The organism is Nocardioides sp., assembly GCF_047606145.1.
GTDB lineage: Bacteria > Actinomycetota > Actinomycetes > Propionibacteriales > Nocardioidaceae > Nocardioides.
The window spans coordinates 11,058-32,911 of sequence record NZ_JASGET010000119.1 but is presented as its reverse complement, the minus strand read 5'-3'; the positions used below and the strand labels follow the sequence as shown (position 1 = coordinate 32,911).

Sequence of the window (21,854 nt, the reverse complement as noted above, 5' to 3'; positions counted from 1 at the left end):
CGCGGGAGGTGCCGCGTGCGCGGCCGGCGCCTGCGGCGCCGGGGCGCCCCAGGACTGGCTCTCGGCGCCGGTCTGGTTCCACTCCCGCTGGAACTGGTCGGAGCCGGCTCCCCAGCCGGCCGGGGCCGGCACGGCGGCGGGTCGGCTGGCGAAGCTCATGCCCGAGCCGGGCACCGGCTCGGAGCCGCGACCGAACAGGATCGGGTAGACGATGCCGGCGATCGCGGCGCCGATCAGCGGAGCCGGGATGAAGACGACGAGGTCCTTGATCGGCCCGCTGCCGGAGAACAGCGCCGGGCCGATCGAACGGGCCGGGTTCACCGAGGTGCCGGTCAGCGGGATCGACATGAAGTGGATCGCCGCCAGCGTCAGGCCGATGGCCAGCGGGGCCAGGTTCGGGTGCTCGTTGCGCACGTCGGTGACGGAGAGGATGACGAAGACGAAGACCGCGGTCAGCACGATCTCCACGATCAGCGCCGCCCACCAGTGGAAGCCGTTGGCGTCGCTGCCGAAGGTGTCGGCCGCCAACCCGGAGTCGGTGGAGGAGAAGCCGCTGAACCCGTGCCAGACCACCCACAGCACGAACGCGGCGATGATGGCGCCGACGATCTGCGCCACGATGTAGTAGGCCGCGTCGATCCAGGAGATCCGGCCGCCGAACGCGGCACCGACCGAGACGGCCGGGTTGAAGTGGGCGCCGGAGATCCGGCCGAACGCGTAGACGCCGATCACCACGGCCAGACCGAAGGCGAGACCGGTGGTGCCGTTGAACGCGGCCTCGCCGGCCTTCAGGCCGCCGGCCAGGGCGGCGCCACAGCCGAAGAGCACCAGGATGAACGTCCCGATCATCTCGGCGGTGAGCTTCTGGGCGAGGACCGGCTCGGTCGGCTCGCCCTCGGCAGCCGGCGCAGATACCGGAGGGATGGATGTCGTTTCCTGTGTCATGTCGTGTGAGTTGCCCTTCAGTGTGTCGTGCCTGCCGGCACCGTGACCAACATGGAGGTTCCCCGGCACTCTAACCCTTCCGCTCTCGCTTGCCGCGGTGCCAAGGTGGGCGAGGCGGGGATCTGTGCCCGGGTGCAGTATCTTGATGTCAAGTAACTTTCTTCGCCGTACGCCACCGAACGTGACCCGAACAGGAGCCGTCACTCCCCATGGCCAAGATCATCTACACCCACACCGACGAGGCGCCGCTGCTGGCGACGTACTCGTTCCTGCCGATCGTCTCCGCGTACGCCGGCAAGGCCGGTGTCGAGGTGGAGACCCGCGACATCTCGGTGGCCGCGCGCATCCTGGCCCAGTTCGGCCTCGCGCACGACGCTCTCGGCGAGCTCGGCGAGCTGGCCAAGACGCCGGCGGCCAACATCATCAAGCTGCCCAACATCTCGGCCTCCATCCCCCAGCTCAAGGCGGCCATCAAGGAGTTGCAGGACAAGGGCTTCGCGGTGCCGGACTATCCGGACGAGGCGACCACGCCCGAGCAGCAGGAGATCCGCGCCAAGTACGACAAGGTCAAGGGCTCGGCGGTCAACCCGGTGCTGCGCGAGGGCAACTCCGACCGTCGTGCGCCGGCCTCGGTGAAGAACTACGCCAAGACGCACCCGCACACCAACAAGCCGTTCCAGGACGGCTCGGCGACCCGGGTGGCGACCATGGGCGCGCACGACTTCCGCTCCAACGAGAAGTCGGTGACGCTCGCCGCCGACGACACCCTCGCGATCGTGCTGGAGACCGCCGACGGCAGCACCCGGGTGCTCAAGGAGGGCCTGGACGTCCTCGCCGGCGAGGTCGTCGACGCCACCGTCTTGCAGGTGGCCGACCTCAAGGCGTTCCTGGCCAATGCGCTGGCCACCGCGAAGGCCGAGGACGTGCTCTTCTCGGTCCACCTCAAGGCCACCATGATGAAGGTCTCCGACCCGATCATCTTCGGCCACGTGGTGAAGGCCTACTTCGCCGACGTGTTCGCCACCTACGGCGACCGGCTGGCCGCCGCGGGGCTGTCGGCCAACGACGGCCTTGGCGCCATCCTGTCCGGTCTCGACGCCGTCGAGAACGGCGCGGAGATCAAGGCCGCCTTCGAGGCCGCGCTCGCCGCGGGACCGCGACTCTCCTACGTCAACTCCGACAAGGGCATCACGAACCTGCACGTCCCCTCCGACGTCATCGTCGACGCCTCGATGCCGGCGCTGATCCGCAACGGCGGCAAGCTGTGGGGGGCGGACGGCGGCGAGGACGACACCCTCGCGGTGATCCCGGACTCCTCCTATGCGGGCGTCTACCAGGCCGTCATCGACGACGTGAAGAAGAACGGCCCGCTCGACCCGGCCACCATCGGCTCGGTGCCGAACGTCGGGCTGATGGCGCAGGCGGCCGAGGAGTACGGCTCGCACGACAAGACCTTCGAGATCCCTGCGGCTGGCACCGTCCGGGTGGTGGCCGGCAACGGCGACGTGCTCCTCGAGCACGATGTCGAGGCGGGCGACATCTGGCGTGCCTGCCAGACCAAGGACATCCCGATCCGGGACTGGGTCAAGCTGGCCGTCGACCGCGCCCGCGCCTCGCAGACCCCGGCGATCTTCTGGCTCGACGAGACCCGCGCCCACGACGCCGAGCTGATCAAGAAGGTCAACGCCTACCTGCCCGAGCACACTGCGGCAGACGACAAGGGCACCGGGCTGGAGATCCAGATCCTGGCGCCGTCCCTGGCCACGGCGTACTCCCTGGAGCGGATGCGCCGGGGCCAGGACACCATCTCGGTGACCGGCAACGTGCTGCGTGACTACAACACCGACCTCTTCCCGATCCTCGAGGTCGGCACGTCGGCCAAGATGCTCTCCATCGTGCCGCTGATCGCCGGCGGCGGGCTCTTCGAGACGGGTGCCGGCGGCTCGGCGCCCAAGCACGTGCAGCAGCTGGTCGCCGAGGACTACCTGCGCTGGGACAGCCTGGGTGAGTTCTTCGCCCTGGTCCCCTCGCTGGAGAAGTACGCCGACCAGGCCGGCGTTCCGGCGGCAGCGGTGCTCGCCGCGGCGCTCGACCGCGCCACCGGGAGGTTCCTGGAGAACGACCGCAGCCCGGGCCGCAGGCTGGGCACCATCGACAACCGCGGCTCGCACTTCTATCTCGCCCTGTACTGGGCGCAGGAGCTCGCCGAGCAGACCGAGGACGCCGCGCTGGCCGAGGCGTTCGGACCGCTGGCGGCGAGCCTGACCGCCGCCGAGGAGACCATCGTCGGCGAGCTGCTGGAGGTGCAGGGCAAGCCGGCCGACATCGGCGGCTACTACTACCTCGACGCGGACAAGGCCGCCGCCGTGATGCGGCCCTCGGCGACGCTGAACGCGGCGATCGACGGGTTCTGAGGGTCGTCCGGTCCCCGGGCCGGGCGGCTGGTCGGCTGGGCCGCTGGTCGGCTGGGCCGCTGGGCGGCTGGTCGGCTGGGGCTTCAGGGGGGTAACACGTTGTCCGACCAGGTAGCAGCCTGCTGCAACAGGCTGTTACCAATGCGGACGACGTGTTACCCCCCCGCCCGGCGGGGCATCATGACTCCGCCGAGCTCTCGGTCGGATGCCCTGTCGACTCCGCCGGAGGGCGCCGCGACCCCTCCCGGTGGTGGGCGAAAACCGGAGGAAAACTCATCGCCGTCCGGCCTAGTCTCGTCTCACGATGACTGACACGCTCGCTCCCGTCACCCAGGGCACCTCCGGGGCCGCGTCGGGGCCCGACGGTGACCCGACGCGCCGGGTCGACTGGCGGCGGATGCGACACCCGGTGGCGCTCGCCGCCCTGGTGGCGCTGGCGCTCACCGCGCTCGGCCAGTCCTTGGGCACCGTGCTCGCCGGCCGGCTCGCCGAGCACCCCAGCGCCCACCTGGTCTCGCTGCTCGCGCTGTGCGTGGTGGGCGGCGCGCTGTTCTACACCGCCGGCCTGGTCGCGTGGGCCGGCGTGGTCGACCGCGCCGAGGGGAAGCTTCGCGGTGACGTCCTCGACGCCGCCCTGCATCAGCCGTTGGCCGACCTGACCGAGCAGGCCGTCGGGGAGATCCTGGACCGGGTCGACGACGACACCCACGAGGTCGGCACCCTGATGCGGCAGCAGCTGTGGCGGGTGCTGCTGACCGTGTTCGCGCTCGGCCCGATGTGGATCGTCGCCGGGCTGACCTGGTGGCCCTCGTTCCTGCTGTTCCCCGCCGTGGCCAGTCTCACCGTCTGGGTGATCCGGCCGCTGCTGGTCGAGATCTCGCAACGCAAGGTCGTCGAGGAGATGGCCTGGACCGATCACGCCGCCGCGCTGGAGGAGGGTGTGGCTGGCCGGGACGACCTGCGCACCAGTCTGGGACAGCCGTTCGCGATCAGGCGGCTGGCCGAGCTCTCCGCGCTGGTGCACGACCGGTTCTTCCGCGTGGTCCGGGTCGAGGCGCGGCTCGCGGTGCGGGCCGGCCTGTTGCTGCACGGGCTACTGATCGCGATCGCGATCGCCGGGGTGGCGCTGGTCAGCAGCGATCATCTCGAGGTGGGCGCCCTGGTGACCCTGTTCTTGGTCACCACCAACTTCGTCGGACAGATCAACAACCTGGCCCACCAGATCCCCGACATCCAGGCCGGCCTCGGCGCGGTCATCCGGCTGCGTCAGATGCTGAGCGTCCCGGCGGAGCCGACCGGCGGCGACGCGGTGCCCAGCGGCGCGCTCGACCTGCGCATCAGCGGCCTCGACTTCTCCTACGCCGAGGGCACCTTCGCGCTCAGCGACATCGATCTCGAGGTCCCCGCCGGCCACACCGTCGCGCTGGTCGGACGCACCGGGTCCGGCAAGTCCACCCTCGCCTCGCTCCTCTCCCGGGCCGTCGAGCCGCCGGCCGGGACGGTGTTCCTCGGCGGCGTCGACCTCACCGTCATCGACCTGCACGAGCTTCGCGCCCGCGTCGGCGTGGTCACCCAACGGACCGAGATCCTGGCCGGCACGCTGGCCGAGAACATCACCCTCTTCGCCGACGTGCCGCGCGCCGAGGTGGTGGCGGCGGTCGACGAGCTGGGGCTCACCGATTGGGTGGCGGGGTTGCCGGACGGCCTGGACACGCTGCTCGGGCCGGGTGGCACCACCCTCTCCGCGGGCGAGGAGCAGCTGGTCGCGTTCGCCCGGCTGCTGGTGCGAGATGTACAGGTCGTCGTACTCGACGAGGCGACGGCGCGGATGGATCCGGTGACCGAGGCCCGCGTCGTAGCGGCCGCCGACCGGTTGCTGAGCGGCCGCACCGGAGTCCTCGTCGCGCACCGGCTGAGCACCATCGAGCGGGCCGAGATGGTCGCGGTGCTCGACCACGGCCGGGTCATCCAACAGGGTATGCGCGACCGGCTGGCCGCGGTCGACGGACCGTTCCGGCGGCTGCTCGAGGCGAGCGCGACCTCCGGGTTCTCCGACGCCGGCCGGACCGACCCGAACGCCGGCGAGGCGTCCCGGGGCGTCGGCGGCCGGCGCCGCAGCGGTACGCCGCCGCAGCGCACACCGGTCGACGACGGGTCGACGCTGGTGCGTGGCACCTGGCGGGCGCTGCTGGTCCGGCCGTGGTGGGGACTGTGGTCGATCATGCTGTTCCTCGCCGGCAGCATCTTCGCGCCGCTCGGCGCGGTGACCGGATTCCTGTGGGGGCGCATCGTCGACCGGCTCGCCGACGGTGGCACCCCCGTCGTCGCCACCGCGGTGATGGCGGCTCTGCTGCTCTCCGCGCCATTCCTGCTGGCCGACGCCTTCCGGCGCTACCCGCGCTGGTGGATCGAGGTGATGCTGCGGGTGCGGATGTCGGTGCTCATCGGCCAGACCCGTGCCCATCGGCTGCCGGCCAGCCCACCGGGAGAGGTGGTCGCGCGGGCCATGGACGCCGACCGTTTCGCCCGGTACGCCGACCGTTGGGTCGACTTCAGCAACGGCCTGCTCATCGCGCTGATGACGATGGTCTTCGGCGGCACCTGGATGGCCGGCGGGATCCTGGTCGCGGTGATGGCGATCAGCGCGCTGGCTTCCTCGGTCGGCCGCCCGATCGCCGGCCGGTCGGCGGCCCGGTCCTCCGCGGCACGGGCGCGCTTCGGCCGCGCCCTGGTCTCGGCGGTGGAGTCTGCGCGCACGGTCAAGCTGGCCGGTCGTACCCCGGAGGTGCATGCCCATGTCCGACGGGTCGACGGAGGCCGGGTCGAGGCTGCCGTCTTCGAGCACCGGGTCCAGGCCGTGCTCGACGGCGTCCCGATCGTGATGGTGCAGGTCGGGGTGGTGGCCGCCTGGGCGTTCTATTTCTGGGACATCTGGGGCCTGGCCACCGCGGTGCTGGTCGCCAACGCGGTCAACGGCTTCGACTGGTTCGGCCGGGTCGCCGGCGCGGTGGTGACCGAGGCTCCCGGGACCAGGGCCTGGCAGCGGGTGACCAGCAGGTTCGCCGGGGGAGGGGACCTGATGGATCTCCCGGGAGGCGTCGACCTGGTCGACGGCCGTGCACCGAAGCCCACGGAGCCGCGGCGGGTGCGGCTGGAGCGACTGACCCTGGACGGGCTCACCGCGGTGCACGACGACGGTACCCGGGGCGTCAGCGACGTCGACCTGGTCATCGACCGCGGCGAGCTGGTGCTTCTGCTCGGACAGGTCGGATCGGGGAAGTCGAGCCTGCTGGGCTCGCTCGCCGGCCTGCTCGACCACACCGGATCGGTCCGGTGGAACGAGGACGAGGTCACCGATCCGGAGTCGTTCCTGCGGCCGGAACAGGTGGCCCACATCGCGCAGGTGCCACGAGTGCTCTCCGGCACCTTCGCCGACAACGTCCAGCTCGGCTTCGCCCGCGAGTTCGACCGCCCGGTGGCCGACGCCAGGCTCGGGCCGGATGTCGCGGAAGCGGGCGGTCCGGACGCGGTCGTCGGGCATCGTGGGGTCCGGCTGTCCGGTGGACAGGTGCAGCGACTGGCGCTCGCCCGGGCACTCGCGACCGATGCCGAGCTGCTGCTCGCCGACGACGTGTCGAGCGCGTTGGACGCGGCCACCGAGATCGAACTGTGGCAGGGGCTGCGGGCGCGGCACACCACCGTGATCGGGGCGACCTCCAAGCGGGCGGCGCTGGCCCAGGCCGACCGGGTCGTGGTACTCGTCGAGGGCCGGGTCGCCGCCGTCGGCCCCTGGGCCGAGCTGGCCTCGTCCTGGGGACACCTCGCCGGCTGACCTCCCGCCGAGTCGGCGGTTAGAACCGCCGAGTCGGTCGTTAGAACCAGCGAATCGGCCTATTCGCCGGTTCGGAGGGCCTATTCGCCGGTCCGGGGGACCGACTCGCGTGTTCCAGGGACCGACTCGGCGGTTCGGAGGACCGATTCGGCTGGCCTGAGGACCGACTCGGCAGGAATAGTTCCGGGTGACCCCAGGGTTGCCCACCATGTCCATGCGTGAACGATCCAAAGCCGAAGGAAGTCGTGACCGAGGCCCCCACCGCAGCGCGCCGCCCGACCGAGACCAGCGCCCGCCACTTCGCGATGGCGGTCTTCGCCCTTGCCGTCGGCGGGTTCGCGATCGGCACCACCGAGTTCGTCACGATGGGCGTGTTGCCGCAGGTCGCCGACGGGGTCGGGGTCAGGGAGTCGACGGCCGGCCATCTGATCAGCGCCTACGCGCTGGGGGTGGTGGTCGGCGTACCGGTGCTGTCGTTCATGGTGGCCCGGCTGCCACGACGCGGACTGCTGATCGGCCTGATGGCGACCTATGCGCTGTTCAACCTGCTCAGCGCGGTGGCGACCGGATACCACATGCTGGCGGTGGCGCGCTTCCTCGCCGGTCTGCCGCACGGCGCCTACTTCGGCGTCGCGAGCCTGGTCGCCGCCGGTCTCGCCGATCCGCGACACAAGGGCCGGGCCGTCGCGACGGTGATGCTCGGGCTGTCGGTGGCCAACGTGGTGGGCGTGCCCGCGGCGACCTGGCTCGGTCAGAACGTCGGCTGGCGGGCGACGTACGCCGCCTCGGCCGGGCTCGCGCTGCTGACCGTGCTGCTGGTCCGGGCCTTCGTGCCCGCCACCCCCGGTGACCCGCACACCAGCGGACGTGGCGAGGCCAGGACGTTCTTCACCAACCCGCAGGTCTGGCTGACCATGGCGGCCGGTGCGATCGGGTTCGGCGGCATGTTCGCGGTCTACTCCTACATCGCGCCGCTGGTCACCGATGTGGCCGGGCTCGCCGACGGCACGGTGCCCTGGTTCGTGCTGGCCTTCGGGGCCGGCATGGTGGTCGGCACCTGGTTCGCCGGCGAACTGGCCAGATGGTCGGTCTTCAGGTCCCTGCTCATCGGCGGCGGCGGGATGGCGGTCGCGCTGCTGGCCTACTGGCTCATCGCGCCGCACGGGTGGTGGTTGTGGCCGATCACGTTCGTCATGTCCGCCATCTCCTCGGTGCTGGTGGTCAACCTGCAGTTGCGGCTGATGGACGTCGCCGGCGACGCGGTCACCCTGGGTGCGGCGATGAACCATGCCGCGCTCAACGTGGCGAACGCGGTCGGTGCGTTCCTGGGCGGGCTGGCGCTGGACGCCTGGAGCGCGCGTGCCACCACGCTGGTGGGGGCGACGTTGTCGGTGGCCGGACTGCTGGTGTTGCTGTGGAGCGGCGTCCTCCATCGCCGTACGCCGACGCCGCGACCGGCCCGGTGAGCCGGGCCGGCTACCCGGCCCACTCGGTGGCCAGCAGGTCATAGCCGGCCAGGTCCTCGACCTCCCCGTCGCCGGTGCGGGCGGCCCCGCGCTCCAGCCCGATCAGGCGCATCCCCAGCGACTCCAGCACCCGTCGGGAGGCGAGGTTGGTGGCGGTGGCGTAGCCGGTCACCCGGTCGAAGCCGAGCGTCTCGAAGGCATGACCGACTCCCAGCGCGGCGGCCCGCCGGGCGAGACCGCGGCCGCGGGCGTCGGGGTGTAGCCAGTAGCCGATCTCGCCGTCCCGGCACTCCCGGATCCGGAACAGGCCGACCGTCCCCAGCAGCGGGCTCGCCACGGTGGCGGAGACCGCCCACCGCAGCGCCGACGCCACGGCGTACTCCTCGGCCGCGGTCTCCAGGTAGCTCCAGCCGTACTCGGGGCCGGGGTCGCGTGGCAGGAAGCCCAGCCAGTGCTGGGTGACCGGGTCGGCCGAGCCCTCGACCAACCGGTCGACGTCGTCGGCGCGGAACGGCCGCAGCACCAGCCCGTCGCCGGCGACCAGGGCCGGCTCGAGCCAGCGCGATCGGGCGGAGTGCGCCTCGCCGCGCAGCAGGGTGCCGACCCAGCCGTCGACCAGCTCGCCACGATGGGCCAGATACCGGCGCACGGTGCCGTCGAAGGAGAAGCCCACCTTCCAGGCGAGCCGACGCGATGCCCAGTTGCCGCGGTGGGCCCACCACACCACCCGCTCCAGGCGTCGCTCGCGGAAGCCCCACCCCAGGATCAGTCGGGCGGCGCGCTCCATCACTCCGGCGCCGCGCACGTCCGGATGGGCGCCGTACGCGATCTCGGCGGTGGCCGGCTCACCCGGTGCGGTCTCGTTGCGCAGCGAGATGGTGCCGGCGAAACGTCCGGCGTACTCGATGGCGAAGCTCCACTCCGTGTCCTGCTCCCAGCTCCTCGGCGTCGAGGCGACGAAGTCGGCCGCATCGGCGTGCGAGTACGGCGAGGGCACGCCGGTCCAGCGCACCGAGTCGGGACCCTGACACTGCTCCCACACCCGCTGTACGTCGTCGGCGCGATGCCCGCGCAGGGTGACCACTCCGTCGGTGAGGAGGGGCACGGCGGGGTCGCCGGTCGGGGCCGTGGGGCCCGGCTGGTCCGGCGGTGTGGACATGGCGACCATCCAACCAGGGCGCGGTGACACAATGCCCCACGTGCCGAATGACCCCGTGTCGAACCAGCCAGCCGCCCGCCCCCGGGTGCTCTCCGGGATCCAGCCGACCGCCGACTCCTACCACCTCGGCAACTACCTCGGCGCGGTGCGACAGTGGGCCGACCTGCAGAACGACTACGAGCCGTTCTTCTTCATCGCCGACCTGCACGCCATCACGGTCGAGCAGGACCCGAAGGTGCTGCGCGAGCGCACCAGGCGAGCGGCGGCCCAGCTGCTGGCCGCGGGGGTGGACCCGGCGCGCAGCGCGATCTTCGTGCAGTCCCAGCTGCCCGAGCACGCCCAGCTCGGCTGGGTGATGCAGTGCCTGACCGGGTTCGGCGAGGCCCGCCGGATGACCCAGTTCAAGGACAAGTCCGCCAAGGGTGGCGAGGGCGCCTCGAGCGTGGGCCTGTTCGCCTACCCGATGCTGATGGCCGCCGACATCCTGCTCTACCGGCCGGCGTACGTGCCGGTCGGTGAGGACCAGCGCCAGCACCTCGAGCTGACCCGCGACCTGGCCCAGCGGTTCAACAGCCGGTACAAGAAGACGTTCCGCCTGCCCGAGCCGTACATCCTCGCCGAGACGGCGAAGATCTACGACCTGCAGGACCCGACGATCAAGATGTCGAAGTCGGCCTCCTCCCCGAACGGGTTGATCGACATGCTCGACGACCCCCGGGCCAGCGCGAAGAAGATCCGCTCCGCGGTCACCGACTCCGAGAGCGAGATCCGGTTCGACGAGGAGCACAAGCCGGGTGTCTCCAACCTGCTGAGGATCTACTCCGCGCTGACCCGCACCGAGGTCGACGCGCTGGTGGAGAGGTACGCCGGGCGTGGCTACGGCGACCTGAAGAAGGAGCTCGCCGAGGTGGTGGTCGACTTCGTCACGCCGTTCCGGGACCGGACGTTCGAGCTGCTCGAGGACCGCACCCATCTCGACCAGGTGCTGGCCGAGGGGGCGGCGAAGGCCGGAGCCGTGGCGCGACGTACCCTCGCCGACGTCTACGACCGGGTGGGCTTCGTGGCTCCGACGCGCCTGGATGGCGCCACCCCTCCGGACGTCGCGGCCACCTCAGTAGGGTCGTAGGCGATGCAGACGATCGGTGTGGCGGTGGCGATCCCGGAGCCCTGGGCCTCCCAGCTCCAGGAGTACCGGGCGAAGCTCGGCGACACGACCGCGGAGATGATCCCCACCCACATCACCCTGGTGCCGCCGACCGACGTCGCGGCCGACGGGGTCGCCGGCGTGGTGGATCATCTCGCCCGGGTGGCCGCCGGAGTGAGGCCGTACGGCGTGCATCTGCGCGGCACCGGCAGCTTCCGGCCGGTCTCCCCGGTGGTCTTCGTGGCGGTCGCGGAGGGCATCTCGGAGTGCGAGCAGCTCGCCGCCGCGGTCCGGACCGGCCCGCTCGCGGTCGATCTGAGCTTCCCCTACCACCCGCACGTCACCATCGCCCACGATCTCGACGAGCCGACCCTCGACCAGGCCTTCGCCGAGCTCGGCGACTTCGAGTGCCAATTCACGGTGGAGGAGTTCCATCTCTATTCCCATGACGAGGCGCATGGCTGGCGCCCGACCCACCACTTCGCCCTCGGGGAGTGAACCGGACCGATGCCGGCGGTAGCCACCCTCCGCGCCCGTCTCGGCGAGGCGCGCGCGGACCATCCCGCGCTCGATCGCGTCATCCGGATGCAGGAGCACTACGGATCCGTCGGAGCGAGTCAGCAGGCCGGGGCGGTGACGTATTTCGGGTTCCTGTCCGTCTTCCCGATCCTGGCCCTGGCGCTGTTCGTGGTGGGGCTGATCTCGCGGATCTACCCGGACGCGGACCAGGACCTGACCAGTGCGATCAACTCGGTGATGCCGGGCCTGATCGGCAACGGTGACGGCCAGCTCTCCCTGGACTCGGTGGAGCGGTTCTCCGGCTGGGCCGCGGTCGGTGGTGTCCTCGGTGTGCTCTATGCCGGGCTCGGCTGGCTGTCCAGCCTTCGGCAGGCGTTGGTGGTGACCTTCGAGGTCCCGGCCAAGGAGCAGCCGAACTTCGTCATCGGCAAGCTGCGGGACCTGGTCACCCTGGTGGTGCTCGGCATCGTGTTGCTGATGGCGGTCGCCGTGACCGGGTTCGTCCGTGGCTTCGCGACCGACCTGCTGGACTGGATGGGGCTCTCCGAGGGGCTCTCGTGGCTGGTGGTCGTGGTCAGTCTCGCGGTCGGCCTCGGGGCCAACGTGGTGCTCTTCTTCGCGATGTTCCGACTGCTGGCCGACCCGCCCACCCCGCCGGGGTCGCTGTGGGCGGGCGCCGTCCTCGGTGCGGTCGGCTTCGAGATCCTCAAGCAGATCTCCGGCCTGGTGCTCTCCTCGGCCAAGGGACAGCCGGCCTTCCAGGCGTTCGGCATCGCCCTGGTCCTGCTGGTCTGGATCAACTACTCCTCCCGGCTGGTCATGTACGCCGCGGCGTTCGCGCACGTCTCGCCCGCCGCCCGGGCGATGCGCCCCGACGACGCGGCCCCGCCCGTGCAGGGTCCGCAGACGCCGCCGCTGGCGACCCTCGACGGGGATCGGGTCGGGATCGCCACCGCGGCCCGGCGACCGGTGCCGCTGGCCGGCTTCCTCGCCGGCGCGGGCACCACGGTGGCCGCCTTGGCGGCGATGAGAAGGCTCGGCAACAGATCGAAGAGAGGACGCTCGTGAAGCTGGAGAAGAAGGACGGAGCCCTGCTGGTGGCGATCGGGGTGTGGAACGTCGTCATCTGGGGGAACTTCGCCAAGAACCTGGCCAGGACCGCCCAGGACCCCGATCAGCACCGCCCGGCGCCGTACTACGTCGCGCACGCGGTGCTGATCGTCGTCGACGTCCTCCTCGGCGGCCTGCTCGCCCGGCTCGGCGTACGCGCGTTGCGCGGGAGGTAGCCCGGACGCCACCGAGGGGGGACGAGCGGTCAGTGACCGGCGGTCATCGCCTTGCGCAGGTCCTTGTTGAGCTGGGAGATCACGTCCAGCGGGATCTCCTTGGGGCAGGCCGCCGCACACTCGCCGATGTTGGTGCAGCCGCCGAAGCCCTCGTGATCGTGCTGGCCGACCATGCCGGCCACCCGGGAGTAGCGCTCCGGCTGGCCCTGCGGCAGCTCGCCGAGGTGGGTGATCTTCGCGCCCAGGAACAGCGACGCGGACCCGTTCGGGCAGGCGGCGACGCAGGCACCGCAGCCGATGCAGGTGGCCACGTTGAAGGCCCGCTGGGCCTTGTCCCGCGGCACCGGCGCGGCATTGGCCTCGGGGGCGGCGCCGGTGGGCGCGGAGATGTAGCCGCCGCTCTGGATCACCCGGTCGAACGCCGACCGGTCCACGATCAGGTCCTTGACGACCGGGAAGGTCGCCGCCCGCCACGGCTCGATGGTGATCACGTCTCCGTCCTTGAAGGAGCGCATGTGCAGCTGGCAGGTGGTGGTCACCTCCGGTCCGTGCGCCTGGCCGTTGATCATCAGCGAGCACATGCCGCAGATGCCCTCACGACAGTCGGAGTCGAAGGCGACCGGCTCCTGGCCCGCGGTGACCAACTGCTCGTTGAGCAGGTCGAGCATCTCCAGGAAGCTCATGTCCTCGGAGACACCGTCGAGCTGATAGGTGTACATGCCACCGGCAGCGTCCGTGCTGGCCTGGCGCCAGATCTTCAGCGTGAGATTCATCGACGTCCTCGCTTCGCCTCTGCCGCCGATGAACGGGGGCCCCTGCTGTGTTGACTGGTTCGCGCGCTGCGCTCGCTCACTTGTAGCTCCGCTGCTTCATCTCGATGGCCGTGTAGATCAGATCCTCCTTGTGCAGGACGGGTGCTCCGTCCTCGCCGCCCCACTCCCACGCCGCGACGTAGGCGAACTCCTCGTCGTGCCGCAGCGCCTCGCCGTCCTCGGTCTGCGACTCCGCCCGGAAGTGACCGCCGCAGGACTCGCGCCGGTTCAGCGCATCGATGCACATCAACTCGCCGAGCTCGATGAAGTCGGCCACCCGGCCGGCCTTCTCCAGGTCCTGGTTGAGCGAGTCCGGGGAGCCGAGCACCCGGACGTTGGTCCAGAACTCCTTCTTCAGTTCCCGGATGAGGCCGATCGCCTTCTTCAGGCCCTCCTCGGTGCGCTCCATCCCGCAGTACTCCCACATGATGTGGCCGAGCTCCTTGTGGATGGAGTCCACCGAGCGCTCGCCCTGGATGGAGAGCAGCTTGTTGATCCGCTCCTGGACGGCGTCACGCGCCTCGACCACGGCGGGGTGGGACTCGTCGATCTTCTCGAACGGTCCGCCCGCGAGGTAGTCACGGATCGTGTTCGGCAGCACGAAGTAGCCGTCGGCCAGCCCCTGCATGAGCGCCGAGGCGCCGAGTCGGTTCGCGCCGTGGTCGGAGAAGTTCGCCTCGCCCGAGCAGAACAGGCCCTCGATGTTGGTCTGCAGGTCGTAGCCCACCCACAGCCCGCCCATCACGTAGTGCACGGCCGGGTAGATCCGCATCGGGACCTCGTACGGGTTCTCGCCGGTGATCCGGAGGTACATGTCGAGGAGGTTGTCGTACTTCTCCTCGACCGCCTCCTTGCCGAGCCGGGCGATGGCGTCGGTCAGGTCGAGGTAGACCCCGCGCCGGACCATCCGCTCGTTGCCGTCCTGGTCGACCTCCTTGACCGCCGGTCCCACGCCGCGCCCCTCGTCGCACATGTACTTCGCCTGCCGGGAGGCGATGTCGCGGGGGACCAGGTTGCCGAAGGACGGGTAGATCCGCTCCAGGAAGTAGTCGCGGTCCTCCTCGGGGATCTGCCGCGGGTCCTTGTCGCAGTCCTCGGCGCGCTTCGGCACCCAGACCCGGCCGTCGTTGCGCAGCGACTCCGACATCAGGGTCAGCTTCGACTGGTGCGCGCCGGTGACCGGGATGCAGGTCGGGTGGATCTGGGTGTAGCAGGGATTCGCCATGTAGGCGCCCTTGCGGTGCGCCCGCCAGGTCGCGGTGACGTTGGAGCCCATCGCGTTGGTGGACAGGAAGAAGACGTTGCCGTAGCCGCCGGTGGCCAGGACGACGACATCGGCCAGATGGGTCTCCAGCTCGCCGGTGACCATGTTGCGGGCGATGATCCCGCGCGCCCGGCCGTCGACGATGACCAGCTCGAGCATCTCGTGCCGGGTGTAGGCCTCGACCGTGCCGGCGGCGACCTGGCGCTCCATCGCCTGGTAGGCGCCGAGCAGCAGCTGCTGGCCGGTCTGGCCGCGGGCGTAGAAGGTGCGCGAGACCTGGACGCCGCCGAACGACCGGTTGTCGAGCAGGCCGCCGTAGTCGCGGGCGAACGGGACGCCCTGGGCCACGCACTGGTCGATGATGTTGGCCGAGACCTCGGCCAGGCGGTAGACGTTGGACTCCCGTGAGCGGTAGTCGCCGCCCTTGACGGTGTCGTAGAAGAGACGGTAGGTCGAGTCGCCGTCCTCCTTGTAGTTCTTGGCGGCGTTGATGCCGCCCTGTGCGGCGATCGAGTGGGCGCGCCGCGGCGAGTCCTGGTAGCAGAACGACTTCACGTGGTAGCCGGCCTCGCCGAGCGTCGCGGCGGCGGCGCCGCCGGCCAGCCCGGTGCCGACGATGATCACCGACAGCTTGCGGCGGTTGGCCGGGTTGACCAGACGGTTGTCGAACTTGCGGTTGGTCCACCGGGTCGCGATCGGCCCGGTGGGAGCCTTCGGGTCGACCAGCTTCTCGCCGAGGACGTAGAAGCCTGCCGCGTCGTCGGAGGTCTGGACCGAGGCCTCGTTGGTCGGGTGCAGACCCGAGAGATCGAGATTGGATGCCATGGTGCTTCCCTTAGTCGATGACGCCGAACAGGATGAACAGGGGGACCAGCGAGAAGCCGCCGGCGATCACGATCGCGACGACCCAGCCGAACACCCGGGCTCGCGCCCGAGACGCGGCGGTGTTGGTCAGGCCCAGCGTCTGGCAGGCACTGAAGGTGCCGTGGTGCAGATGGAAGCCGAGCGCCAGCATCGCGATCAGGTAGATCACCGTCATCCACCAGCCGCTGGGGTCGAAGCTGTTCACCAGCAGTCGATAGGGGTTGTCGGTGATCGAGCTCGACTGGGAGCCGGTCGGGTTGATCTTGACGATGGTGAAGTGCAGCAGGTGCCAGATCACGAAGAGCAGCAGGGTCAGCCCGCCCCAGCGCATCGTCCGGGAGGAGAGCGACGAGGCCACGTTGCGCTTGACCTGGTACTTGACCGGTCGGGCGCGGTTGGCGCGCTTCCACAACGTGGCCGCGGAGGCGACGTGCACCACCAGCGAGAGGACGAGGACCGCGCGGATGACCCAGAGCACCCCCTCCCGCGGCAGCATCGGCGTACCGACGGTGCGGATGTGCTCGGCGTAGGTGTTGTAGGCGGTCTCGCCGCTGAAGGCCTTGAGGTTGCCGTACATATGCACCAATACGAACAGAATGAAGACGATCCCGCTGGTCGCCATCGCGATCTTCAGCGCGATCGTCGAGCGCGTTGACCGCGCTCCGGTGATCAGAGTCGTGGTTGCCACGGCAGCACGGTACTCGCTGCGGCCTTGGACACCATTGTCGGGGAGTGTGACATGAGCCGCTTACTCGCCGGTCACCGCCGCGTCGCCGTCCCCCGACCGGACAGGGGATCGGAGATGGCCTCGGTGGCCGCGTCGTGCCGGGGAGCGGGTACGGCGACCCGGGCCGGTCCGGCCCCCGGGTCGGTGAGCCGCGCCAGCAGCTCGGTCGCGGCCTGCGGCCAACTCCGCCGCCCCGCCCACTCCCGGGCCCGTTCGCCCAGCAGGACCCGGCGCGGGTCGGCCACCACCGCACCCACCGCATCGGCGAGCTGTCGCGGTCGCCGCGGGTCGTAGAGGTAGCCGGTCTCCAGGTGGCTGATCAGCTCGGCCGCGGCCGCTGCCTGCGGCGCCACCACCGGCAGCGCGGTCGCGGCCGCCTCGCGGAGCATGTGGCCGGCGCCCTCCCGCTCGCCGGGATGGACGAAGACGTCGAGACTGGCCAGCGCGATCGCCAGGTCTCCCGTCCCCAGCGCGCCGGTGAACTTCGCCTCGGGCAGGCGGCCCTCCAGCCATCCGCGTTGCGGTCCGTCCCCGATCACCACCAGCCGCAGCCCCGGCATGCCGGCCAGCTCGGCCAGTCGTCGCACGCCGTGCCGACCGGCCAGCCGGCCGGCGTACCCCACGACGGTCAGTGGCGCGGTGCCCGCTCGCGCCTGCTTGGCCCGGGACCAACGATCGTGCAGCCACGGGTCGCGCAGCACGGGGGTGAAGGCGGCGGAGTCGACACCCGGGCGCCACACCTCGGTGGCCACCCCGATGCGCTCGAAGCAGTGGTGCAGCCACCGGCTGGTGGTCAGCACCTGCTCGGCGTGATCGGCGACCCGGGTCGACCAGGTCGGGTCGTGACTCTGCGACTGCTGCACCACCACCGTGCGCAGCCCCGACCGGGCGCCGTGCGCCAGCGCTCGCCGCCCGAGCCGGCCGGGGTCGAGGCAGACGACGGCCTCGGCGCCGAAGCCGTCGATGCCCGCGCGGATCTGCCGGCCGGTGGCGGCGAGCGGCGAGATCCGCAGCACCCGTGCCCGGCGGTAGGTCGGCTGCCCGGGTGCGGCCGCGATCAACAGCACCTGATGACCGTCGTCGATCGCCTGGTCGGCGAGCGCCTTGACGGTGGTGGCGGCCTCGCTCATCACCGGCGACCCCGTCGCCGGATAGAACGTCTCGGTCACCAAGGCGATCCGCATAGGGCCAGGATGCCTCGCCGACACCCCGGTCCGGCGCCGGGCACGGCAACCGGAGCATGACGCTTCGGTGAACGCTGATGCCTCACCGAGCCCGTGGTCGGCGCGGCGGCGACGTACGACACCGGTGGCGGCGACACCGGTGAGACGACGGGGTGAGACGACGGGGTGAGACGACGGGGTGAACGGTCATAAACCTCACACTCTGTGGCGCAGGCCACGCCGCGTTCCTAGGCTGCCGCCCATGACCGAACCCTCGCTCGAGCTCGCCCGGCCCGAGGACGCCCACACCCGGGCGGAGTGGGAGCGGGCGGCTGCCGCGGTGTTGCGGAAGTCGGGTCGTCTGCGCGACGACGACCCCGACGAGCTGGTCGAGGAGCTGCTCACCCGGACCACCCTCGACGGCATCGCCATTCCGCCGCTCGGCCTGCCCGGTGGGGCGCCGCCGACGGTCCGTCCACAGCGGGCCGGCGGATGGGACATCCGGGCGATGGTCGACCATCCGGACCCGGCACGGGCCAACGAGGACGCACTCGCCGAGCTCGCCGGGGGAGCCACCTCGCTGTGGGTCCGCGCCGACGAGGCCACCGACCTGGCGACCGTGCTCGCGGGCGTGATGCTGGATCTGGCCCCCGTCGTCCTCGAGGCGCCGACCGGTGCCCTCGCGGCCGGCACGGCGTTCCTCGCGGCCCATGCCGGGCGCGAGCTGCACCGCGACACGAACCTGGGCGCCGATCCGCTCGGCGCCATGCTGCGCGGCCTGCCGATCGCGCCCGACGAGGGCGAGGCCGAGCTGGCCGGACTCGCCGGGCTCGCCCGCGGAGCGGGAATCCGGGCCATCGTCGTCGATGCGACCGCCGCCCACGATCTGGGGGCCTCCGACGTCCAGGAGCTCGGCTGGTCGATCGCCGTCGGCGTCGCCTATCTGCGCATGCTCACCGACCGTGGACTGTCGGTGGCGGAGGCGGCCGACCTCATCGAGTTCCGCTATGCCGCGACCGACCGGCAGTTCGAGACGATCGCCAAGCTCCGGGCCGCGCGGCGGCTGTGGTGCAGCGTGCTGGAGCACAGCGGCGCGGGCGGGACGGTCGAGCAGCGTCAGCACGCGGTCTCGTCTCGGCCGATGCTGAGCAAGTACGACGCCTACGTGAACATGCTGCGCGGCACGGTCGCCGCCTTCGCCGCCGGCGTCGGCGGTGCGGAGGCGGTCACGGTGCTGCCCTTCGACGCCGCCAACGGCCGACCGGAGGCCTTCGGCAGACGCATCGCCCGCAACCTCAGCCACCTGCTGATCGACGAGTCGCACGTGGCCGTGGTCGCCGACCCCGCGGGTGGCGCGCACGCCGTCGAACGCCTCACCGCCGACCTGGCCACGGCCGGCTGGGCCGAGTTCCAGACCCTCGAGGCGGAGTGGGAGCGCGGCGAGGGGCTGGACGGCTTCCGGGACAGGATCGCCGCCGTGGTCGACCGACGGGAGGAGCAGATCGCCCGGCGACAGCAGCCGATCACCGGTCTCTCGGAGTTCCCGAACCTCGGTGAGCGGCTGCCGGAGCGTGAGCCCGACCCGGTCGCGGACTCGGTGCGCCGCTACGGGGCGAGCTTCGAGGCGCTGCGTGATGAGCCGGCTGCCCGGCCGGTCTTTCTGGCCACTCTCGGCCCGGTCGCGCAGCACACCGCCCGTGCCACCTTCGCTGCCAACCTGTTGGCGGCCGGTGGCGTACCGGTCGAGGTCGCCGGAGCGAGCGCCACCCCGGCGGACCTGCTCGCCTCCTACCAGGGCCAGCCGGTGGTCTGCCTGGCCGGCACCGACCGGGCCTACGCCGAGTGGGGCGAGGCGGCCACGCAGGCGCTGCGCGACGCCGGTGCGTCGTACGTGGTCATCGCCGGCCGGCCGGTCGCCTACGCCGACGACTCGTGTGCGCTGGGCGCCGATGCCCTCGCGTTCCTGAGCCGGGTGAGGAAGGAGTTGAGATGAGCATTCCCGATTCGTTCGCGGGTCTGTCGTTGGGTCTCGATACGCCGTCGCTCGTTCCTCGCGACGGCTACTCGACCGGCGAGGCCGCTGGTCGAGCGGCGGGCGGGGACAGCGCTGGTCGAGCGGCGGGTGAGGACAGCGCTGGTCGGGCGGCGAGCGCCGGCGAGCGTACCGAGACCTGGCACTCACCCGAAGGCATCGAGATCAAGAGCCGCTACACCTCGGCCGATCTCGCCGGCCTCGACGCGCTGGACACCTATCCCGGCCTCGGGCCGTTCCTGCGCGGCCCGTACCCGACGATGTACACCACCCAGCCGTGGACGATCAGGCAGTACGCCGGGTTCTCCACCGCCGAGGAGTCCAACGCCTTCTACCGCCGCAACCTGGCGGCCGGCCAGAAGGGCCTCTCGGTCGCCTTCGACCTCGCCACCCACCGCGGCTACGACTCCGACCACCCGCGGGTGCGCGGCGACGTCGGCATGGCCGGCGTGGCGATCGACTCCATCTACGACACCCGCACCCTGTTCGACGGCATCCCACTGGACCAGATGAGCGTCTCGATGACGATGAACGGTGCGGTGCTCCCGGTGCTCGCCCTCTACATCGTCGCCGCCGAGGAGCAGGGGGTGAAGCCGGAGCAGTTGGCGGGGACCATCCAGAACGACATCCTCAAGGAGTTCATGGTCCGCAACACCTACATCTATCCGCCGGCGGCCTCGATGCGGATCATCGGCGACATCTTCGCCTACACCGCGGCCAGGATGCCGCGGTTCAACTCGATCTCGATCTCCGGCTATCACATGCAGGAGGCCGGGGCCACCGCCGACCTGGAGCTCGCCTACACCCTCGCCGACGGCGTGGAGTACCTGCGCACCGGGCTGGCCGCGGGACTGGACGTGGACGCGTTCGCGCCGCGGCTCAGCTTCTTCTGGGCGATCGGGATGAACTTCTTCACCGAGATCGCCAAGATGCGCGCGGCGCGGGCGCTGTGGTCCCGGCTGGTGGCGCAGTTCGAGCCGGAGAACCCCAAGTCGCTCTCGCTGCGCACCCACTCGCAGACCTCCGGCTGGTCGTTGACCGCCCAGGACGTCTTCAACAACGTCGGGCGCACCTGCATCGAGGCGATGGCCGCCACCCAGGGCCACACCCAGTCGCTGCACACCAACGCGCTGGACGAGGCGATCGCGCTGCCCACCGACTTCTCCGCCCGGATCGCCCGCAACACCCAGCTGCTGCTGCAGCAGGAGTCGGGCACCACGGCGATCATCGATCCGTGGGGTGGCTCCTACTACGTCGAGCGGCTCACCCACGACCTGGCCGCCAAGGCGTGGGCGCACATCACCGAGGCCGAGGCGGCCGGCGGGATGGCCAAGGCGATCGAGCAGGGCATCCCGAAGATGCGCATCGAGGAGGCGGCCGCCCGCACCCAGGCCCGGATCGACTCCGGTGCGCAGCAGGTCATCGGCGTCAACACCTTCCGGCTGGCCGTCGAGGACCCGCTCGAGGTGCTCAAGGTCGACAACGACCAGGTGTACCAGCAGCAGGTCGCCAAGCTCGAGCGTCTCCGTGCCGAGCGCGACGAGGAGGACGTACGACGCGCGCTCGAGGCGCTGAGCAACTCGGCGACCTCGGGCGGCGGCGACGGGCTGGACGGCAACCTGCTCGCCCTCGCCGTCGACGCAGCCCGGGCCAAGGCGACGGTGGGAGAGATCTCGGACGCGTTGGAGCGGTCCTGGGGTCGGCACCAAGCGGTGATCCGGACGATCTCGGGGGTGTACCGGGAGGAGGCAGGCGTGGGCGACGGGAACGACAAGGTCGGCCGGGTGCTGGCCGCGACCGCGGAGTTCGAGGAGGCCGAGGGCCGTCGGCCGCGGATCCTGGTCGCCAAGATGGGCCAGGACGGCCACGACCGAGGTCAGAAGGTGGTGGTCTCCGCCTTCGCCGACCTCGGCTTCGACGTCGACGTGGGCCCGCTCTTCTCCACTCCCGAGGAGGTCGCCCAGCAGGCGGTCGACGCCGACGTGCACATCGTGGGGGTCTCCTCGCTGGCGGCCGGCCACCTGACGCTGGTGCCCGCGCTGCGCGATGCGCTGGCACGACAGGGTCGGCCCGACATCATGGTCGTGGTGGGCGGGGTGATCCCGCCGGCCGACGTACCGACGCTGGAGCAGATGGGCGCGGCCGCGGTGTTCCTCCCCGGGACGGTCATCGCCGACTCCGCGCTCGACCTGCTGGCTCGGCTGCGGGCGCAGCTCGACGGGTGAAC

Annotated in this window: 15 protein-coding genes; 9 read left to right on the top strand and 6 right to left on the bottom strand. The window is 71.1% G+C overall.

The window, feature by feature from the left end:
• The coding region (locus tag QM638_RS15955) for an MIP/aquaporin family protein (RefSeq protein WP_415143399.1) at positions 1-945 on the bottom strand (945 nt) is incomplete at its 3' end.
• Positions 946-1,154: 209 nt separating this feature from the next.
• On the opposite strand from QM638_RS15955, the gene QM638_RS15950 reads away from it, so the two are divergent.
• The 3 genes from QM638_RS15950 to QM638_RS15940 all read left to right on the top strand — a co-directional run bounded on the left by QM638_RS15950 (position 1,155) and on the right by QM638_RS15940 (position 8,657).
• Complete coding sequence (locus tag QM638_RS15950) at positions 1,155-3,359, top strand: NADP-dependent isocitrate dehydrogenase (protein ID WP_415143398.1); 2,205 nt, start codon at positions 1,155-1,157, stop codon at positions 3,357-3,359.
• A 304-nt stretch (positions 3,360-3,663) separates the two neighbouring features.
• Entirely contained in the window at positions 3,664-7,191 is a 3,528-nt protein-coding gene (locus QM638_RS15945) for an ATP-binding cassette domain-containing protein (protein ID WP_415143396.1), read from the top strand.
• Positions 7,192-7,436: 245 nt separating this feature from the next.
• Positions 7,437-8,657: an MFS transporter gene (locus tag QM638_RS15940; protein ID WP_415143394.1), complete on the top strand. Its 1,221-nt coding sequence runs from the start codon at positions 7,437-7,439 to the stop codon at positions 8,655-8,657.
• Positions 8,658-8,667: 10 nt separating this feature from the next.
• Here QM638_RS15940 and QM638_RS15935 read toward each other — a convergent pair whose 3' ends face one another.
• Complete coding sequence (locus tag QM638_RS15935) at positions 8,668-9,816, bottom strand: GNAT family N-acetyltransferase (RefSeq protein WP_415143392.1); 1,149 nt, start codon at positions 9,814-9,816, stop codon at positions 8,668-8,670.
• A gap of 31 nt (positions 9,817-9,847) precedes the next feature.
• Here QM638_RS15935 and trpS point away from each other — a divergent pair, with 31 nt between their 5' ends.
• From trpS to QM638_RS15915, 4 genes are read left to right on the top strand one after another with little or no spacing between them, the layout of a single operon-like run.
• Positions 9,848-10,942: a tryptophan--tRNA ligase gene (trpS, locus tag QM638_RS15930; protein WP_415143390.1), complete on the top strand. Its 1,095-nt coding sequence runs from the start codon at positions 9,848-9,850 to the stop codon at positions 10,940-10,942.
• Between the two features lie 3 nt (positions 10,943-10,945).
• Positions 10,946-11,458 (top strand): 2'-5' RNA ligase family protein, encoded by a 513-nt coding sequence (locus QM638_RS15925; RefSeq protein WP_415143388.1) that lies wholly within the window; start codon positions 10,946-10,948, stop codon positions 11,456-11,458.
• 9 nt (positions 11,459-11,467) lie between these two features.
• Positions 11,468-12,547, top strand: a complete 1,080-nt coding sequence (locus tag QM638_RS15920; protein ID WP_415143386.1) for a YihY/virulence factor BrkB family protein — start codon at positions 11,468-11,470, stop codon at positions 12,545-12,547.
• Positions 12,544-12,765, top strand: coding sequence for an SCO4848 family membrane protein (locus QM638_RS15915; RefSeq protein ID WP_415143385.1), 222 nt, complete (start codon positions 12,544-12,546; stop codon positions 12,763-12,765). Before QM638_RS15920 ends, QM638_RS15915 begins: the two co-directional genes overlap by 4 nt.
• Before the next feature lie 29 nt (positions 12,766-12,794).
• Here QM638_RS15915 and QM638_RS15910 read toward each other — a convergent pair whose 3' ends face one another.
• The 4 genes from QM638_RS15910 to QM638_RS15895 form a co-directional block, all read right to left on the bottom strand.
• A complete protein-coding gene (locus tag QM638_RS15910) occupies positions 12,795-13,538 on the bottom strand; it encodes a succinate dehydrogenase/fumarate reductase iron-sulfur subunit (protein ID WP_415143384.1) in 744 nt (247 codons plus the stop codon).
• A gap of 76 nt (positions 13,539-13,614) precedes the next feature.
• Positions 13,615-15,666 carry a fumarate reductase/succinate dehydrogenase flavoprotein subunit gene (locus QM638_RS15905; protein ID WP_415143382.1) on the bottom strand — a complete coding sequence of 684 codons (2,052 nt, stop codon included), beginning with the start codon at positions 15,664-15,666 and terminating at the stop codon, positions 13,615-13,617.
• A gap of 10 nt (positions 15,667-15,676) precedes the next feature.
• A complete protein-coding gene (locus QM638_RS15900) occupies positions 15,677-16,393 on the bottom strand; it encodes a succinate dehydrogenase cytochrome b subunit (RefSeq protein ID WP_415143380.1) in 717 nt (238 codons plus the stop codon).
• A gap of 71 nt (positions 16,394-16,464) precedes the next feature.
• On the bottom strand, positions 16,465-17,616 hold the full coding sequence (locus QM638_RS15895; protein WP_415143378.1) for a glycosyltransferase: 1,152 nt from the start codon (positions 17,614-17,616) through the stop codon (positions 16,465-16,467).
• A gap of 241 nt (positions 17,617-17,857) precedes the next feature.
• Between QM638_RS15895 and QM638_RS15890 the strand changes: the two genes are divergently transcribed.
• Complete coding sequence (locus tag QM638_RS15890) at positions 17,858-19,588, top strand: methylmalonyl-CoA mutase family protein (RefSeq protein WP_415143376.1); 1,731 nt, start codon at positions 17,858-17,860, stop codon at positions 19,586-19,588.
• The gene (gene scpA / locus QM638_RS15885; RefSeq protein WP_415143374.1) at positions 19,585-21,852 is read left to right on the top strand and encodes a methylmalonyl-CoA mutase; all 2,268 of its coding nucleotides are present in this window, start codon (positions 19,585-19,587) and stop codon (positions 21,850-21,852) included. The genes QM638_RS15890 and scpA overlap by 4 nt, the downstream gene beginning before the upstream one ends.
• Positions 21,853-21,854: the final 2 nt, after the last annotated feature.

What these genes read in the sequence shown, in the direction of transcription:
- QM638_RS15950 (WP_415143398.1), top strand. Translation starts at nt 1,155, where the DNA reads ATGGCCAAGATCATCTACACCCACACCGACGAGGCGCCGCTGCTGGCG.
- QM638_RS15945 (WP_415143396.1), top strand. Translation starts at nt 3,664, where the DNA reads ATGACTGACACGCTCGCTCCCGTCACCCAGGGCACCTCCGGGGCCGCG.
- QM638_RS15935 (WP_415143392.1), bottom strand. Translation starts at nt 9,816, where the DNA reads ATGTCCACACCGCCGGACCAGCCGGGCCCCACGGCCCCGACCGGCGAC.
- trpS (WP_415143390.1), top strand. Translation starts at nt 9,848, where the DNA reads ATGCCCCACGTGCCGAATGACCCCGTGTCGAACCAGCCAGCCGCCCGC.
- QM638_RS15925 (WP_415143388.1), top strand. Translation starts at nt 10,946, where the DNA reads ATGCAGACGATCGGTGTGGCGGTGGCGATCCCGGAGCCCTGGGCCTCC.
- QM638_RS15920 (WP_415143386.1), top strand. Translation starts at nt 11,468, where the DNA reads ATGCCGGCGGTAGCCACCCTCCGCGCCCGTCTCGGCGAGGCGCGCGCG.
- QM638_RS15910 (WP_415143384.1), bottom strand. Translation starts at nt 13,538, where the DNA reads ATGAATCTCACGCTGAAGATCTGGCGCCAGGCCAGCACGGACGCTGCC.
- QM638_RS15905 (WP_415143382.1), bottom strand. Translation starts at nt 15,666, where the DNA reads ATGGCATCCAATCTCGATCTCTCGGGTCTGCACCCGACCAACGAGGCC.
- QM638_RS15895 (WP_415143378.1), bottom strand. Translation starts at nt 17,616, where the DNA reads ATGCGGATCGCCTTGGTGACCGAGACGTTCTATCCGGCGACGGGGTCG.
- QM638_RS15890 (WP_415143376.1), top strand. Translation starts at nt 17,858, where the DNA reads ATGACCGAACCCTCGCTCGAGCTCGCCCGGCCCGAGGACGCCCACACC.
- scpA (WP_415143374.1), top strand. Translation starts at nt 19,585, where the DNA reads ATGAGCATTCCCGATTCGTTCGCGGGTCTGTCGTTGGGTCTCGATACG.